The following is a 15,381-nucleotide window of genomic DNA, read 5'->3' on the forward strand; positions in this document are numbered from 1 at the left end:
ATTTTGTATACTTACATAAAATTTTTAACCATTATTTACTATCTTGGTTGGCGGCATGGATGCCGCCGTTGAGCTGTGGCATCAAGGATGTGCCATCAGCTCAACAAAGGGGTTTTGTTACTTTTGCCCAGTCAAAAGTAAGGCTAGAACCTCTACAAAAATAATTTGTCTATAAATAAATTAAGAGGTAATACCAACTTATAAAATTTATAAATAAAGCTATAGAAATTGATAAAAATTAATTTTTCAGTAATCTTAGGCTATTTTACTCATTTGCATACTTCGCTGTTGTAACAGCTTTACTGATTGTTTGGCTTGCCATGCCAACTCCTGCATATCCAGATCAGGGATTTGGTCATTTTCCATCACCATTTTCCCTGCAATAAACATTGCCTTGATTTTTGCTCGTCCAGCACTGGCAATCGGCCCAATCGCCAGATCATGCAAGCCAAAATAGCGTGGGTCGTCTAGCTTGTATATTACTAAATCGGCCTGCTGTCCTACTTCAATCGTACCCAACTGATCCAGCCCCAGAATCTTTGCACCGCCAGCCGTTCCCCAGCGAATCACATCTTCAATTGTGGCTGCATCTCCACCACCCTCAAACAATCCACCCTCATATTGCGGCGTTGCCAACATGCCTTTTCTGGCACGTTGCAACAACCACGCTGCATGGGTTTCTGACAGCATATCTGCCGCCTCATTCGAGCCTGCACCATCTACACCAATGGAAATGGTCATGCCAGCCTGCTCCAGCGTCACCAGATCAGCAATACCACTACCCAGACGCGCATTGCTTTGTGGGCAATGCGCAATACCTGTTCGGGTTTGTCCTAAAAGCTGGATTTCTTCTGGCAATAATTTTACCAGATGCGCAAACCAGACATCACTTCCGACCCAGTCATGTTCAGCACAAAACTGCACAGGCGTCATATTAAATTTGGCTTTGGCAGCATCCAGATAATCCACCGTTTCAGATAAATGGCTATGCATGCCAATGCCGAGTTGTCGGGCAATTTTGGCACTTTCACGGAACTGTTGTGCGGTGGTTGAATGCAGGCTTGAGGTTGGAGCCATCACAATTTTACGGAATGCAGCCGAGTCTGCCTGATGGTATTTGCTCACCAGACGCTCAACATCTGTCATGTAGTCTTCAAACTTTTCAGGACGCAAGGCTTGTGGCAATTCATTTTCCAATCCACGAGTCAAAGTTGCGCCACCCCGACACAGCACAAAACGCATACCAAGTTTTTCAGCTTCATCAAATAATATTGCCGAACCATCAAAGAGCATCTGTGGCCAATATAGATAGTGGTGATCTGCGACAGTGGCACAGCCTGAACGCAACAATTCAATTAGACCAATCCGTACTGCAATCCGAAAAGTCCGCTCATCAAATGCACCACGAAAACGATAAGGTGTACTGGCCAGCCATGCAGTCAAACTCTGGTTTAAGCCTTGTGGCTCACCTTTTAGCAACGACTGGAACAAATGATGATGGGTATTGACCCAAGCTGGATAAATCACACAGTCTTTAGCATCTACAATTTGTTCATTGGCTTGTGCGGTAAGCTGACCTAACTCGCTAATTTTGCCATCGTGAATACGAATATCGGTTGCTGAACTACGTGCCGCATCACCTGATAAACCTGTCAAAACAGCATCGGCATTTTTAATTAAATAAGAATGGTGATTGATCATACTTGTTCACTCTCGTGCCATTTTCTTAAAAATACCTGACTTAACAATGACATCAATACAAACAATGCCAAGCCTGTACAGGTAATTAGAAACAATGCCGCAAACATCAACGGTAAATCCAGTTGGAAACCTGCCTGCAAGATTTGATATGCCAAACCTGCACTTGTTCCGCCTGCACCAGCCACAAATTCTGACACCACTGCACCAATCAATGCCAAACCACAGGAAATCCGTAAACCACCAAAGAAATACGGCAATGCATTAGGCACACGTAAACGCATCAGGATTTGCCAGCGACTTGCCTTATTGATCTGAAATAGATTGAGCAAACCTTTATTGACACTACGCAGTCCTAATGTGGTATTAGTCAAAATCGGAAATACCGCCACCAACATCGCACACACGACTAAGGCCAAAGTTGTGTTTTGAATCCAGATAATCACCAACGGCGCAATTGCAACAATGGGCGTGACCTGAAATAAAATCGCATAGGGCATAAAACAGGCTTCCACCACACGACTTTGCACAAATAAAAATGCGATTAGCGTTCCAATGACCACTGCACAAGCAAATGCCAATAAGGTAATTTTCAAAGTGACCATCAAGCTACCAAACAACATGCCAGATTGATTAACTAATGCCATGACAATATCACTAGGCTTTGGAATCACATAAACAGGCACTTGCAGTTGTTGAAAACTCAATTGCCAGATCAATAAAAAGATCAGACCAAGCGTGACAGGTGCAGCAATGCGTTGTACAGCAGGATTTTGAATTAAAGGTTTAATCATGAGCATGCCCTCCGCTTGCTTCAGCCAATACATGAGAAAGATGTGAACATTGTTTAATAAAAACTTCTGAGGTGCGGAATGCTTCATCCCGTTGATAAGGCCCATCAATTTCCATATCAGCCACCACACGACCTGGACGTGCGCCCATCACAATCACACGAGAAGATAAATACACTGCTTCATAAATGCTGTGCGTGACAAACACCACTGTTAAGTCACGTTCAGACCAAAGCTTGCGAATATCACTATCCAGTTTATGGCGCGTAAATTCATCTAGTGCGCCAAACGGTTCATCCATCAGTAATAGATCAGGTTCTGTCACCAAAGCCCTTGCCAGTGAAGCTCGCATTTGCATTCCGCCAGATAGCTCACGTGGATAAGCTTTATTAAATTTATCCAGACCGACGGCTTTTAAAGCATCCAATACTTTTGAGGTACTCACCGATTTGGCAATCCCCTGTAAATCCAAAGGCAGGCGCACATTGTCTTCAATATTTGCCCACGGCATTAAGGTTGCTTCTTGAAACACCATTGCCATTTTGCATTGCGACTGAATGTCAGCTTTTCCATTCCAACGCACCTGACCCGCAGATGGCTGTTCCAGATCAGCAAACATTTTCAATAAGGTACTTTTGCCACAACCTGATGGTCCAAGTAATGACACAATCTCACCACGAGCAATATTTAAATCCAGTCGTTGTAAGGCATTGGTGCCATTGGGATAGGTTTTTTCTACACCTCTGACCATCAGCATCGGTGTAATAAAGTTTGAGGATTCCTTAATTGGAGTCTCGATTGATAAAGCTGAATTCATGCGGTTTCCCCTTTAGACAGATGCCTTATTTTCTAACCAGAAGATGCAATGACTTATTTCTTCACAGGATTAAACTGTGTGGTATAAGCCGATTTCCAGTTGGTTTTGGCATCCAGCAAACCTGAGTTCACCATAAAGTCTCGTGTGGCTTTCCAACGTGCATCGGTCATCACGCCAATACCTTTGGTTTTGGCATCGCCACCATCAATCAATTGTAATTTTTTCATTTGACCCACCGCAAAAGCCAGTAGCTCATCATTCATATTTGGATTTTCTTTTTTAATGACTTCATTACCTAAACGTGGATCAGCCAGATAATTTTTCCAGCCCTCCATTGAGGCTTGAACAAAACGCTTGACCACATCAGGCTTGCTTTGCAGTACATCATTACGTGTCACTAAAATGCCGCCGTAGGCAGGATAGCCTGCATCGGCAAAGAGGAAGAATTTACTCGATGGTTCAGCTTTTTTAGCCTGAAATACTTCTGAAGTGGCATAAGCTTGTTGTGCAACATTTTTGCCTGCTAAAAACGGCTGCATATTAAAGGTATAAGGACGGGCTTGCGCTACATCTAGCTTATATTTGCCTTTTAACCACGGCCACCAACTTGCCTGCCCACTGGTAGACACTAGAATGGTTTTACCTTTTAAATCAGCCAGTGATTTAACATCACTATGCGTTAAAATCCCTTGTGGGTCGAACTGAAACGGTGCTGCCACAGCTTTGATTGGGAAATTACTTTCAATGCCCTTTAATACCTGTAAATCATAATTGATAATAATGTCAGCACGTTTAGAAAGTAACAGCGTCATATTATTGACTTGTGGTCCACCGATTTTAATATCGATATCCAGACCATATTTTTTATAGATACCCTGCGCCAAAGCCTGATAATATCCACCCTGCTCGGCTTGTGCATACCATGTGGTTTGTAATACCAATTTATCGGCAGCATGGGTAAAGGAACTGAATAATAGTGCGCCTGCAATGGCGGTTAATCGTGCTTTGCCTACATAGTATTGAATTTTCATAAATAAGACCCCTAAATATGTGTGAACTCATATCGCTATTCTTTTAGGGGCAATAAAGCAAATGTATATCTACAGGTTTTCACATACACATTTTCTCTCAAGACCAAATAAATTGACCTTGTCCCCAAAAGAGGAACAGCGAACGCTGTAGAGCAATGTCCCATGTGATATACACACTAACCGCTTATACTCAGGAATAATTCAGCAAACAACGTGCCAACATTTATTTAATTATATTTTTCATTAAGTTAAAAAATATAGATTTATCTTAAAAAATAATTAGGCCAATAAAAAACAGTATTTTTCTTATTTTGAACATGATAAAAATTTACTCACCTTAATATTGCACCATTTTAAATCAGCCATGGAACTAAAACGATTCATTCTGATTGCAAATGACTTTTATGTTGAGAGAATAATAGGTTAATTGACCAAAACCCTATGATTTAAATAGCAATTCTTTATATTGCAGGAATTGGCATCAAAAATGCTTAATATTATTTTGTCAGAGTAGAAGCGTTCAGCATCAAAACAATTTAGATTAATATCGGGCAGATTGCCAGCTGCCCCTACAAGCCATAAATTTGCAAATTTTTATGATAATTTTGTAGGGTATGATGGTAATCATACCGAGTTTAAATCGTTATTATTTGATGTGGGTCATTGCTCAGGAATCAGCTTACTTTTTATTTATTTAGAGAGTATGGCTCTTTTTTGAAAAAATGACCCAGTCTCTTTCAATCTATTTGATTGGGTCATGGTTTATCCAGAAATAGAGGTTGAAATATGAATAGCGCAAACATGACCAAACTCGCTGAAAATAACTACAGCTTGGAAGAACTGCAAAAAGAATCCCGTATGGGTGCTTTCGGTCAGGAAACTTTTGAACGTGAAGTTCGGGTGATTGACCTGTCTGATTTTGAACAACGTAAATATGAAATTGCCGATCAACTCTGGTCTGCTGCAACCGATATTGGTTTTTTTCAGGTTTCAAATCATGGCATTGATTTAGGTCAAATCCAAAATGCCTTTGATATGACGCAACAATTTTTTAAGCTACCTGAACAGGTTAAAGCACAATATCCTTTAAATCGCAATGCAGGCTGGGAAAGCAAGGCACAGATTCGCCCATCAACCAGTACGCCCGACCAGAAAGAATCCTATCAAATTACTCGCCCTCGTATGGCTGAACTGTATCCAACTGAACAGGAACTTCCTGATTTTAAAAATACCATGCTGAATTTTGAACGTGCCTGCTGGCAAGTCGGCATGAAAATTCTTTCCTGTTTTGCCTATAAACTGGGTTTTACTGATGATTTCTTCACACTGGCACATGATCCAGATCAGGAAACTTATCAAAGTACCTTGCGCATGTTGCATTACTATGCGGTTGATCCTGCACTCAAAGATCAACTCGGTTTATGGCGTGCAGGCGCACATACTGATTTTGACTGTTTAACTTTGCTGTTTCAGCGTAAAGGTCAAGGCGGTTTACAGGTATGCCCAGGCAAGGATATGGAACAGCAGCAATGGACCAGTATTGAACCTCGTGATGATGTCATTACCTGCAATATTGGTGATATGCTGATGCGCTGGAGTGATGATCAATTGCCATCCAATTTCCATCGGGTAAAAAATCCTGAAGCACATGAATATCAAGGCGCACGTTATAGTCTGGCATTTTTCTGTCAAGCCAATGAAGATGTGCTGATTGAAAGCCCGAATAAAAAATATCCTGCGATTACCGCAAAGGAATATTTAAAACAACGGATTAGTGCAAATTTTGAGGGGAAATATTAATTTGCTTGTAGGGGACGATGGCAATCGTCCCACCCCATTAAAAGACAATCTTTTTATTAAATTAAAACATGATCAGATAATCTCATAACGGTGCGATTACTCTCACCTACTTCTATCTATCATTCACAATCATAAAATGATTGGACAATTGGTACATATCACAATTCTGTCCACCACCAATCCGATCAACCACCAAAAAATCACTATTGTGTTCTAAAGTAATTAATGAATGATGCCATACCCCTTGATGATAATTGACGCCTTGCTGACCATTGGATAAAAAAGCAAAAATCTGTTGTTCATCAGGCTGTGTATGATCCAATGGCAATGCCACCACAATCACAAATTTCTGTTGTTGCAAAGGAATAAATGACTGTGAACCGTATGGATGCCGCTCCAGCATTTCAATGTGAAATGGCAGCTCAGTTGCAGCAAGATTATGAAAAATACTCATCCCCACTGCCACATCTTCCCCTGACACCTGTGCCAAAGACAGCGCATGATAACGCTCAGTCAATCCATTATTAATCGGAAAAAAATCCCGATTTTCTTTTTCGATGATATCACCAAAAGGCGCAAAACTTTCCTGCGTTAATGGCTGAATCTGGATATTTTTTTCATACATAATCTATTTTCACATTTTAAATTATAAATAATGATTTCGAACATTCACCTATCTAAATCTAAACAACCTTTTACTATCGTGAAAGGCGGCATGGATGCCGCCCGTTTGGCTGTGGTATCAAGGATGTACCATCAGCCAAACAAAGGATTTTTGTTACCTTGCGGAGTACACTCCTCACCCATGAAAAGTAAGGCAAAAGCCTATACACAAATCATATATTTATCTCGATAGCTTTTGAGGCTGTGCTTAATTATAAAATGACTATTCAGCAATTTTTCCCCATAACCGAATCCGACTAATTCCTCCATCAGGAATCATATTGACCCGAATATAATTGACTTTTTGATGCTCAAGAATTTCAGCGATATATTCATGCACGTTATCCATACTCAAAGGTTGCTGTTCCAGTAAAAACGACCAAAACATACTTTGCGGAATCAATTGTGCATCGGTAGCATTTTCCACATAAGCCGCCTGAATCGAACAAAACGCAGGATAATTGCCCTTAAAATAAGCAGTATCCACTTCTATTTTTTCCACCTGACCTGTTTGCCCCAAAGCAATAATACACCAGTCAAAACCAGGTGCCCGACGACGTTTGGTTTCCCAGCCATCGCCCATATTTAAACCACGATCAGGATTGAGCAAGTTATTGGGATGTCCAAAATGTGCATCACTAAATGCCACAATACGACCACCATTTTTTAGACCAATCAGGTCAAGCTGCTGTGTGGTATCGACATGCTCCAACACGACATTGCCATAGACCCGTAACCGTGCAATACCGCCATCAGGAAAAATATTCAGGCGAATATGGGTAATTTTCTGAGGTGTACAATCAAAAAGATGATGATTGTCTGGAGAAAGCACTGAATTTTCTAATAATTGAATCCATTCTGCATTTTCCAAATTTTCATCAGGTGCATAGCAGCCCTCAATGGATGCCGAAGCAGGATAATTGCCTGTAAAAAATGAGGTATCAATATCAAAACTAGTCACATTGCCTGTCACACCTAAACGTACAATACACCAGTCATAGCCAGCTTCACGTTTGCGGCGACTTTCCCAGCCATCCATCCATTTGCCATGATCATCATATTTGCCCTCGATAAATTTTGCTGGCTCGCTTTGCAGCATTCTTTCCGCTTTGGCAAAAAACTCATCTGAACATGACACAATCGCTGCACCAATTCGGGCATCTGCCAGATTGGTCAATGCCTGTAAATGATTCGGTAAAGGGATGGTTTTGGCAATATGCACTGTCATTGGTCAATCCTGAATATTTCATTTCTATAGTTTATGCAAAATCCAGTCCAACTGGTCTGACCTGTTATAAAAAATCTGCTCATTTTTAATTTCAATCACTCCCAAAAGAGCAATTTTGTGTAAAATCAAGCTTCATTTAATTCAGGATATGTGGCTCATGAACCCACAGGCAATGCTCAATGGAAAATCATCTCAGGTGACTGAGCAAGCTGTGGAAGTGATTCATCAACGTATTCAACAAGGCAGTTATGCAGTGGGTTCAGCCTTGCCCTCACAACGTGATCTGGCGATTCAGCTTGGCATCAGTCGAGCGTCTTTACGTGAAGCACTGACTCGCCTTGCAGCTTTAGGATTACTGGAAATTAAGGCGGGTAAAGGTGTCTATGTGATTTCACAGCACAGTCAGGCAGCCGAACAATGGGAGGGAGAACATCGGGTTTCTTTAAAGGATTTTTATCAACTGCGTTATGTACTGGAAAGTTTCTGTGCGCTATTAGCCTGTGAGTATTTGACTGAAAATGATAAAATGGCTTTACAGCAATATTATGATGCCCTTTCCACAGCGATTAAAGAACAAAATTGGCAAACAGCCTCTGAAGCTGATTATGCCTTTCATCAACACATCATTGATCTTAGCCATAATCAATCAATTATTCAAACACTTAAAATGCATACTGAATGGATTAAAAAAAGTCAGATACTTCCTTTTATGCAACCTAATCTTGCCTTTAAAACCATTCAGGAACATGAATCCATTTTAAATGCCTTATTTAAACAAGATGGTATCGCTGCGGAAAAAGCCATGCAGGCACATATCATTGGGGCTGCGCAACGTGCAGGGGTATATTTTTCTCGGCATGAGCAAAAATAAATCACGCACCAATTTACCTCACGCTATGAACCACATCAAAGCACCTTTTCCCATTCTGCTTTTTAATAAAGCAAAATAACTGGTATGACCAGTAAAACCAGTTTCTAAAAATTGGCACAATTCTCGCTTAACACTCTATAGAAATTTTTATTTGTTGAAAAATATTTAGGGTCTAAATGATGAATATTGCGATTGTAGGTGCAGGTATGGGCGGGTTAACTGCTGGTATCGCTTTAAAAAAATTTGGTCATCAAGTTACGATCTATGAACAGGCGGCTGAAATCCTGCCTGTGGGCGCTGCCATTTCACTGTGGTCAAATGGGGTCAAATGCCTAAACTATTTGGGCTTAACTGATCAAATTCAGGCATTGGGTGGACAGATGGAATCCCTTGCCTATGTTGATGGACTCAGTCAGCAAACCATGACCCAATTTAGTCTGACACCTTTATATAAAGAAGTGGGACAACGTGCCTACCCTGTCGCCAGAGCTGATCTACAACAACTACTCATGCAGCAATTTGGTTTGGAAAATATCAAACTCGGCATGAAAATGGTTGAAATCGAATCTACAGAAGAGGAAGTTACCCTATATTTTGAAGATGGTACTCAGGTCACAGCCGATGTGCTGATTGGTGCTGATGGTACACACTCCATTACCCGTAAATTTGTACTCGGTTATCAGGTGGAGCGTCGCTATGCAGGCTATGTCAACTGGAATGGTCTGGTTGAAATTGATGAAGACATTGCCCCTGCACAGCAATGGACAACCTATATCGGTGAGGGAAAACGGGTTTCCCTGATGCCTGTCGCACAAAACCGCTTTTATTTCTTCTTTGATGTGCCATTAGAAGCAGGACTAGCCAATCAACGTGATGATTACAAAGCGAAATTAAAACAATATTTTCAGGGTTGGTGTGAGCCTGTACAAAAACTGATTGATGCACTGGATGAACAAAAAACCAATCGTGTTGAAATCCATGACATTGAACCGTTTATGAATTTCTATAAAGGTCGAGTGGTGTTATTGGGCGATGCAGCGCATAGCACCACGCCTGATATTGGGCAAGGTGGTTGTCAGGCAATGGAAGATGCGATTTACCTTGCCCGTGCCTTGCAAATCAATACTTTTGGTTTGGAAGATGCACTGGAACGTTATCAAAATAAACGCAATGACCGCACCAAAGAAATGGTTTTACGTGCTCGTAAACGCTGTGATATTACCCATATGAAAGACCCTAAAATCACTGAAGAATGGTATCAATCCCTCTATCAGGAACAGGGCAACCATATTATGCAAGGTATCATCAGCAATATTGTCGGCAATCCACTGGATTAATTTTCTGGATTTTTAACATTTTCCCTCTTATTTTGAGGGATTTTTTATCTCTATTTATTCAAGTAGATTTTTTAAATAAGCAAGTTAATATATTGATTATTTTATCTTTAAAATTAATTAAAAAATGCATATTTCCACCTGAAAATATGCATCATTAAAAAGCGAATTAAAACTTATAGCTTAATGTAAGACGGTTCTGCAAGAAGTCCTTTTCATAACGTGGAGATGTTTGAATACCAAAGAAATTACTAACGCTAAACCCCTTGAATGCACCTGTAAAATTATAAATACCAAAGATCATGTATTCTGACTGATTACGACTATCCAAATGTTCCGCTTCCTTTAAATCCATAAATGAATATCGAGCGCCTGCAATCACCTGATCAGATACTTTGCCCTCTAACGAAGCCATAAAGGCATTGCCAGCTCCCAAGTCCTGCGTACTGGTAAAAAATGGCTGAGCAAAGATTTCACCTGATGAGGTTTTAGTGGCATAAGGCGTTAAAAGTGCACCATTTAAATAACTGCCATGATCAGGTTTAATATAGTTATATGCCACTTTAAACGTTGCAGTTGGTAACACTTTCAATGCAGCCTGAGCCCCAAAAATCTGGCTATTGACCTCACCTGCCAATGCCTTGCCCTGATCTTTACCCGAAATATATTGCAGTGAAAGCTCAGGCCCATAATTGAGTTTTGCAAATGCCAAATCAGCCTGAGTGTAAATGAGACGCGTATAGTCATCATAATTCTGATACCAAAGCTGCGCCTTTAATTTTCTGTCACCTGCCAGCGCTATACTCTTCCCAGCTCCAAAAGACCACACGCCATCTGTTTCAAGTTTCTCATTCTGACGCGAGGTTTTAGTAAATTCATCTTCACCATAGCTTTTATATTTATTCACTTTGGTCAGACGCAGAAAATCGGTATTATTTCCAATCTGAACATCTGCTGCCTGGTACAAATACATCAGTACACGGCGATCAGCATAATCCCCCATAAACGGTAAATTCAGGCGTTGATTACCAATCGTTATTCTTGCCAGATCATTTTTCCATGTCACATAAGCTTCCGCTAAACCATCACGATCATTCTGTAATTCAGGGACTTCTGGTTTTTGGTCTTTATCATCCAGACGACGCTGTAAGTCATACCCTACTCCAGCCTGTACCCCATAAAAAGGCGCTGTCTCATATTTAACATAACCTCCTGCTGTGACCGTATCCTGATTTAGGTTATTAACAAAATAACCATTATTTAAGGAATAATAGGTTGCCTTTACCGCCCCATGCACACTGCCACAGCTCAAGGCCTGCCCCAATGACTGCACAGAATTATCCTTAATTTGGCAATCCTGATCTAAATTAAATAGTCCATTTAAACTGGTATCTGCTGCCTGCCCCTGCATTGCAGCGGTCATCGCCATGATTAAAGTTGCAGATTTCAGTGTAAAGTTTTTCATAAATTTCCCCTTGGATGACATTTAAAAATCAGCTTAGGCAATTGCCAAACAAATGCTGACGACCTTGAAATTCTGTTTTCGCTTTTTTAGGGCAAAAAACTCTCCTAGGCCTATGCAAAAAATGAATAAGCGACTTTCAAATGTGATGTTTAAAAAATGTAAATCGGTTAGAAGATCAAATCATTGATCTGTGAGATTAATGCCCTGAATTTAACGGAAGCGGGCCAACCTCTGCTGAACTTTTACTAAACGGTAAATGGTTAAAGATGATATTCAGTAAAATTGCTGTGATACAGGCAGAGCTGATCCCTGAATGCAATAAGGTTTTTACCCAGGTCGGAAACTGTGCATAAAACTCCTGATTGACGATTGGAATCATGCCAATTGCAAGTGAAGTCGCCACAATAATCAGATTTTTATGGTCGTTATAATCCACTTTGGCCAAGGTACGAATCCCACTCGCCGCGACTGTGCCAAACAGGACGATGCCTGCCCCACCCAGAACTGGCATTGGAATGGAAGCCACCAAACGCCCAACAACTGGCAATAAACCTAAAACAACCAGAATTCCCCCTGCGGTTGCTACTACAAAGCGGCTTTTAATACCTGTAATCGCCACCAACCCAACATTTTGGGCAAAAGCGGTTTGCATAAATGATCCAAAAACTGGTGCAACAGCACTGGATAACATGTCAGCACGCAGACCATCGCCAATCCGTTTTGAATCCACTTTCGTTCCCACAATTTCACCAATCGCAATAATATCGGCTGTGGTTTCAGTCATGATCACCAAAGTTACAATGACCATTGAAAGAATGGCAGAAAACTCAAATACAGGAGCACCAAAGTGAAAAAAGCTTGGCATGGCAAAAACAGGCCCTGTGGCAACTTTGGAAAAATCTGCAAAACCTGCAAAATAAGCAAGTATGGTTCCCAGTACAATCGCAATCAGAATCGCAAGACGGCGTAACACCTGACTACGCAACATGCTAAAGATGATGACAATTGCCAAAGTCATCACAGCCAATCCAACATTGGCGGGATCACCCCAGTTTTCAGCTTTGGGATTACCCCCCATAATCCAGCGAATGGCCACAGGTGTCAGTGAAATGCCAATCATGGTAATCACACAGCCTGTTACCACTGGCGGGAAAAATCGGATAATCTTGGCAAAGAAAGGGGTAAGCAATAAACCAATGAAAGAGGCCACCATCACTGCACCAAATGCAGAGGCAAGCCCACCACCCGTGCTGACAATCGCCAAAATCGTTGCAACACCAGCAAATGATACGCCCTGAACAATAGGTAGTTTTGCACCAAAATGCTTAAAGCCTATAGTTTGCAATACCGTTGCAATTCCCCCTATAAATAATGCCGCAGCAACCAGCAAACCAATTTCTGATGCTTCCAGACCTGCCGCAGCCCCAATGATCAAGGGCGGTGCGATAATTCCACCATACATGGTCAATACATGCTGTAAACCATAAACCGCATTTTTACGCATACCTAAATATTGATGTTCTGCTGATACACTTGTATCGCTTTCACTGTGTATGTTGTCTTGATGCATCGGTGTATTCCTCAAATTAAATTCATCATTTCCACATCGGTTAATTTCTGTTTAACTGCCACGATAAGTTGAGTAGGAAAAAGGACTGATTAATAAAGGGACGTGATAATGTTGTTGAACATCCGCCACCTTAAAATCAATGCACACGCTTGAATAAAAGCTTTCGATATTTAAAGCCTCAAAATAATCAGAGACCTCAAAAACCAACTGATATTTACCCTCTATAAATGATTCAATTTTAAATGCCTGAATACGTCCATCAACATCAGTCAATTGCTGATCCAGCAAAACAGATTCGTGAGCTGTATTTTGAAATAACTTCACCAGTACATTTGGGGCTGGTTGACCCAGTGAGGCATTTAAAATATGAGTGCTGATACCCGCCATTATTGAATCTCCTGTTTTAAGCGAATCAGGGCAATTTCAGCCAGTTGCTGTTTCACTTCCTGTTGCTCTTGTTCGATGGTATTTTTTAAACGGCGTTGCAATTCAGCCAGAATTTCCATACCTGTGCGCCCTGCTGCACGAATCAGGAAAATATGTCCAAATTTGTGCTCATACTCCAGATTGCCCTGATATAGCGCCTGTTGCAGCACTGTGTCTGGCTCAACTTGTCCTTGTTCCTGTTGTGAAAACTGCTGTTCCTTTTGAGATAAATTCGCTGCCGCCTTTTTCTCACCAATACGGGGATGCTGCGCCAAAGCCTCTGCAATTTCATGCCACTGCCACGTTTGTGCCTGCGCGTTAGCTGCTTGATAGAGTTCATCGATTGCAGCATAAGGCCGTTGTTGTACAAGTTTTGCAATCCAACTGGGAATATGGACACAGGGCTGCAAAACCAGATTTGCCTCACCTAGGTTCAATTGATTAAATTGCTTTATATCCATGCATGCTCCAATTTATTGCATTGTCTGACTGGTCTGACCAGATAACATAAATAAAGCAATGAATATGCCAATCTAATAAATTGGGTTAAAAATGAATTTTTTGAATTTTAGAAAACAATAGGAGTGCTTAATAGAATTAAGCACCTGTGTATTTTGATTTAACCAGATAAAACTGAAGCGAATTAAGAAGTGAACACGCTTCGTTAACAAAAATCTTTTCACCATAATAGGATGAAATGATTGATATATTTTTATTCTCTTGGCATTGTAAAAATGGCTGAACTCAATCAGCCAAATCGTCCAGAAAATCAAAGGTAGGTACAAAGAACAGGCTACCTGAAACGGCCGTACTAAAATCGAGTAAACGATCAATGTGACCATTTTCCTTGCCGAGAAACATATTTTCCAGCATGGTCTTGGTAATGTTAAATGAACGTGAATAACCAATAAAGAACGTGCCATATTCCCCCTCGGTTGGATTGGAGAATGGCATATTGGCCCTTAGAATTTTTAACTCATTGCCCTCTGCATCATGCGCCTTACTCACTACATTATGCGCATTTTGGGGCTTCACATCATCACCCAGTTCAACATCATCATATTTCTTTCGACCAATCACTTTTTCCTGCTCTTCAGTGGTCAGGCTTTTCCACATCTCCATGTTATGCAGATATTTCTGGATAAAGACATAACTACCACCAAGGAACTCGGCATCTTCCTGCCCGACATAGGCAATGTCCTTGGCAATTTCATGTTCAGGGTTTTCCGTACCATCCACAAAACCAATAATCGCACGGCCATCAAAGTATCTAAAGCCCTTGGTCTCGCTGATTGGATAGGTATGTTCCTTTAACTGCTCATGCAGAATGGAAGCCAGTTCATAGCAAATCGCCATTTGGTTGGCGCGGATATGAAAAAACAGGTCCCCTGCGGTTGCAACCGCTGTATGTCGAGGTCCCTTGAGTTCCTGAAACGGCACAAGCTCCTTAGGCTTATTCATTTCTGGAAATAAAAGGTCCCAGGCGTGCGAACCAATCCCCACAGAAGCACTGAAGTTCCCCTGCGGAAAACGGTTGGTCAGGCTACGTACCAAAGCGGAGAAATTGGCCAGAAAGTCAATAATTTCTGAGTGATCAGGATTGGTATTGATGCCCAGCACAATAAACAGGGCATTCTCACCTGAAAGATTATTGATCACAGGTTGTGGTCTTAAAGATGTATTCATA

At 41.1% G+C, this 15,381-nt stretch carries 14 protein-coding genes; 3 read left to right on the plus strand and 11 right to left on the minus strand.

What is annotated here, in order from left to right:
- Positions 1-255: 255 nt before the first annotated feature.
- From QLH32_RS03935 to QLH32_RS03950, 4 genes are read right to left on the minus strand one after another with little or no spacing between them, the layout of a single operon-like run.
- Complete coding sequence (locus QLH32_RS03935; RefSeq protein WP_283268193.1) at positions 256-1,701, minus strand: amidohydrolase family protein; 1,446 nt, start codon at positions 1,699-1,701, stop codon at positions 256-258.
- Positions 1,698-2,492, minus strand: coding sequence for an ABC transporter permease (locus QLH32_RS03940; RefSeq protein WP_283268194.1), 795 nt, complete (start codon positions 2,490-2,492; stop codon positions 1,698-1,700). Before QLH32_RS03940 ends, QLH32_RS03935 begins: the two co-directional genes overlap by 4 nt.
- Positions 2,485-3,306, minus strand: coding sequence for an ABC transporter ATP-binding protein (locus QLH32_RS03945; RefSeq protein WP_283268195.1), 822 nt, complete (start codon positions 3,304-3,306; stop codon positions 2,485-2,487). The genes QLH32_RS03940 and QLH32_RS03945 overlap by 8 nt, the downstream gene beginning before the upstream one ends.
- Before the next feature lie 53 nt (positions 3,307-3,359).
- Positions 3,360-4,337: an ABC transporter substrate-binding protein gene (locus QLH32_RS03950; RefSeq protein ID WP_283268197.1), complete on the minus strand. Its 978-nt coding sequence runs from the start codon at positions 4,335-4,337 to the stop codon at positions 3,360-3,362.
- Positions 4,338-5,123: 786 nt separating this feature from the next.
- Between QLH32_RS03950 and QLH32_RS03955 the strand changes: the two genes are divergently transcribed.
- Positions 5,124-6,137: an isopenicillin N synthase family dioxygenase gene (locus QLH32_RS03955; RefSeq protein WP_283268198.1), complete on the plus strand. Its 1,014-nt coding sequence runs from the start codon at positions 5,124-5,126 to the stop codon at positions 6,135-6,137.
- Between the two features lie 112 nt (positions 6,138-6,249).
- On the opposite strand, the gene QLH32_RS03960 is transcribed toward QLH32_RS03955, so the two are convergent.
- Both QLH32_RS03960 and alc read right to left on the minus strand, forming a co-directional pair.
- Positions 6,250-6,762 (minus strand): ureidoglycolate lyase, encoded by a 513-nt coding sequence (locus QLH32_RS03960; protein WP_283268199.1) that lies wholly within the window; start codon positions 6,760-6,762, stop codon positions 6,250-6,252.
- 261 nt (positions 6,763-7,023) lie between these two features.
- Positions 7,024-8,028: an allantoicase gene (gene alc, locus QLH32_RS03965; protein ID WP_283268200.1), complete on the minus strand. Its 1,005-nt coding sequence runs from the start codon at positions 8,026-8,028 to the stop codon at positions 7,024-7,026.
- Between the two features lie 157 nt (positions 8,029-8,185).
- On the opposite strand from alc, the gene QLH32_RS03970 reads away from it, so the two are divergent.
- Entirely contained in the window at positions 8,186-8,899 is a 714-nt protein-coding gene (locus QLH32_RS03970) for a FadR/GntR family transcriptional regulator (RefSeq protein WP_283268201.1), read from the plus strand.
- Between the two features lie 179 nt (positions 8,900-9,078).
- Positions 9,079-10,236 carry an FAD-dependent urate hydroxylase HpxO gene (gene hpxO / locus QLH32_RS03975; RefSeq protein ID WP_283268203.1) on the plus strand — a complete coding sequence of 386 codons (1,158 nt, stop codon included), beginning with the start codon at positions 9,079-9,081 and terminating at the stop codon, positions 10,234-10,236.
- Positions 10,237-10,402: 166 nt separating this feature from the next.
- On the opposite strand, the gene QLH32_RS03980 is transcribed toward hpxO, so the two are convergent.
- The 5 genes from QLH32_RS03980 to QLH32_RS04000 form a co-directional block, all read right to left on the minus strand.
- The gene (locus QLH32_RS03980; protein WP_283268205.1) at positions 10,403-11,698 is read right to left on the minus strand and encodes an OprD family outer membrane porin; all 1,296 of its coding nucleotides are present in this window, start codon (positions 11,696-11,698) and stop codon (positions 10,403-10,405) included.
- A gap of 196 nt (positions 11,699-11,894) precedes the next feature.
- The gene (locus QLH32_RS03985; protein ID WP_283268206.1) at positions 11,895-13,268 is read right to left on the minus strand and encodes a nucleobase:cation symporter-2 family protein; all 1,374 of its coding nucleotides are present in this window, start codon (positions 13,266-13,268) and stop codon (positions 11,895-11,897) included.
- 51 nt (positions 13,269-13,319) lie between these two features.
- Positions 13,320-13,655 carry a hydroxyisourate hydrolase gene (gene uraH, locus QLH32_RS03990; protein ID WP_283268207.1) on the minus strand — a complete coding sequence of 112 codons (336 nt, stop codon included), beginning with the start codon at positions 13,653-13,655 and terminating at the stop codon, positions 13,320-13,322.
- The gene (uraD, locus tag QLH32_RS03995; RefSeq protein WP_283268209.1) at positions 13,655-14,155 is read right to left on the minus strand and encodes a 2-oxo-4-hydroxy-4-carboxy-5-ureidoimidazoline decarboxylase; all 501 of its coding nucleotides are present in this window, start codon (positions 14,153-14,155) and stop codon (positions 13,655-13,657) included. Before uraD ends, uraH begins: the two co-directional genes overlap by 1 nt.
- A 283-nt stretch (positions 14,156-14,438) precedes the next feature.
- Positions 14,439-15,380, minus strand: coding sequence for a Dyp-type peroxidase (locus QLH32_RS04000; RefSeq protein WP_283268210.1), 942 nt, complete (start codon positions 15,378-15,380; stop codon positions 14,439-14,441).
- Between the last annotated feature and the right edge of the window lies 1 nt (position 15,381).

Origin of the sequence: Acinetobacter corruptisaponis, from assembly GCF_030053775.1 — a bacterium.
Taxonomy (GTDB): domain Bacteria; phylum Pseudomonadota; class Gammaproteobacteria; order Pseudomonadales; family Moraxellaceae; genus Acinetobacter; species Acinetobacter corruptisaponis.